This window comes from Tunicatimonas sp. (assembly GCF_049647865.1).
Lineage (GTDB): Bacteria > Bacteroidota > Bacteroidia > Cytophagales > Cyclobacteriaceae > Tunicatimonas.
Window position 1 is genome coordinate 1 of record NZ_JBARYM010000912.1, and the last position, 2,199, is coordinate 2,199.

Annotated in this window: 4 protein-coding genes; 1 reads left to right on the plus strand and 3 read right to left on the minus strand. The window is 43.8% G+C overall.

Annotated features, from left to right (window positions below; genetic code table 11):
• The 3 genes from WBA23_RS25850 to WBA23_RS25860 form a co-directional block, all read right to left on the minus strand.
• A partial coding sequence (locus WBA23_RS25850; RefSeq protein WP_424585166.1) for a GrpB family protein occupies positions 1-203 on the minus strand: 203 nt, incomplete at its 3' end.
• Positions 204-816: 613 nt separating this feature from the next.
• Complete coding sequence (locus tag WBA23_RS25855; protein WP_424585167.1) at positions 817-1,359, minus strand: tyrosine-type recombinase/integrase; 543 nt, start codon at positions 1,357-1,359, stop codon at positions 817-819.
• On the minus strand, positions 1,344-1,697 hold the full coding sequence (locus WBA23_RS25860; protein ID WP_424585168.1) for a phage integrase N-terminal SAM-like domain-containing protein: 354 nt from the start codon (positions 1,695-1,697) through the stop codon (positions 1,344-1,346). Before WBA23_RS25860 ends, WBA23_RS25855 begins: the two co-directional genes overlap by 16 nt.
• A gap of 147 nt (positions 1,698-1,844) precedes the next feature.
• On the opposite strand from WBA23_RS25860, the gene WBA23_RS25865 reads away from it, so the two are divergent.
• Positions 1,845-2,199: hypothetical protein (locus WBA23_RS25865; protein ID WP_424585169.1), on the plus strand; the 355-nt coding region annotated here is incomplete at its 3' end.

Here is a 2,199-nt window from a genome sequence, read left to right on the forward strand (position 1 = left end):
ATGTATGGCTTTGATTTGATACTTGGAATTGATGAACTCCCAAAATGTTCGATCCGTAAAATTGATTTTGCTCCGATTTTCTCTAGGATTAGTTTTCTTTCGTTTTCATAAATGTTTTTCCATTCAGGATTATGGTCGACCAGTTCAATCGGGAACAGGGTATTCCAATCGTCTTTGGTCAATTCATATAAGGTCTTTTTCATTTATTTAGCATTTTTGGCTTGCGCACAACGTTAGAGCTACCGGTCGTAGAGGCAAGATGTGACTTTTTGATGAGATATTCTGCTTCATCTTGCTGGCTTTATTACGTCCTGATAGTGGTATGACCGGTAGCGGGATGTTGTAGGCAGTGCCACCCCTTTTATCTTTATCATGTAGGGCACGGTGTTCTATCATTTTCTCCGCTCCTTCCCTTTTCCTAATTTTAAATTTAGACTATGATGTTTATGTCTGCATAGACGTTCGTGGTCTAAATTGGGCCAGTAAGAAGCCAAAAGAGCTTTATCTTGTATCATTGTTTCCTTCTGACCCCTCCAATGTATGTTTCCGATAAAGTTTATCCAGCAATTTTGATCTAATTTCTTTATCTTCAAGTCTTCATTGACGTCTTAGCGTCATCAAACACGAGTTTGAACGGCAAAGCCGACAGAAGACTTGGGCCAAAATCAAAGATTTTTTCCTTCACATACATCCCGCTCCTGCAGAAGGAAATCTCCATCTTCTTACTGGCAAAATTAGGAAAAATGATCCCCGAAAATGATTGAATTGCCTATCAACATCCGAATAAACGCTACTCGCGATATTGGACAGTTGCGTTTATTTCCAATATATCTTTTCCTTCTCGTTTTCACAAGATAGCGTATCTAACGGACTGATCACTTGCTGAATGTACTGATTGCTTACGTGCGTATAGATTTCGGTGGTTTTGCTACTACTATGACCTAACAGGACTTGGATCATCCTCAGATCAGTTCCAGCCTCTAGCAGATGGGTGGCGAAGCTATGCCTAAGGGTATGTACCGTGGCTTTTTTTTGAATGCCTGCCGCACGTTTAGCCTTTCTAAAGATTTGCTGCACACTGCTTCGGCCATAGGCTCCTCCTTTCTCACCTTCAAACAGGTATTCTGTGGGTTGATACTTCCGATAGTAGGCTCTAAGCTCGCGTAGCAGTTGAATAGACAGCGGCACCATGCGGTCTTTCTTTCCCTTACTTTGCCGGATGTGAATGAGCATCCGTTTGGAGTCTATGTCGGTGATTTTGAGGTGAATTAGTTCTGACAATCGTAACCCTGAGGCGTAGATCGTAGACAGAATGGCGTGGTGCTTCGGATTACGAATTTGTCCTAGTATACTACGCACCTCCGGCTTGGATAAGACCACCGGAAGCCGAAATTCTTTTCGCGGCCGTTGGATATGATAAACCGTACGAGGCTTGCCCAGTACTTGCTCCAGGTAGAATCCGGCGTGGAACGCTTGATGGAATTGATCATTTGGTTCTGATACGAGAGCGATAGCTTCGTTCGGTAGCAGGTCTCTACCAGAAAGGTTCGGATCTGCTCTTCGGTAAGCTGAGCCAGGTCTTCCCCTTGAAAGTAGTGAAGGAAGACTTTGAGCATGCCTAGATAGGTCTTTTGGGTGGAATAGCTGTAGTTGCGCTGCTGTAAGTGTAGCTGGGTTTGCCGAATCGTCTCTTCCATATGTCAGTTTTGGTGATTCGTGCTAAGAAAGGGGTCCTGCAAAAGCTATTCGTATAATAAACATTTGTAGTCGTGTATATCCGTTTCAAAAAAGTGATACGTTTGTAAACGTATATACACGTTTCATTTTTTTGATACGATTACGCCATGATGAAAACCTGCTTCGTTTGCCAAATACCCCTGAAGGGTCGCACGGATCAACAGTTTTGCTCAGATCAGTGTCGAGCCGCGCATCACAACCAGCAGCGCAAAGAGAAGAATCATTACTTGAAAGAAGTCAACCGGATACTGAAGCACAACCGGAACATCCTTCAGCGGGCCTGTCCGGATGGAAAGCGCAAAGTAAAAAAAGCATTACTGCTTCAGCAAGGTTTTCAGTACGGCTACTTCACCGGGGAATACCACACCCAGCAGGGGCACACCTACTACTACTGCTACGAGTATGGCGATCGTATCATTAGTGTAGAAGAGGTACTCATCGAGCCACTATCATCCTATGTAC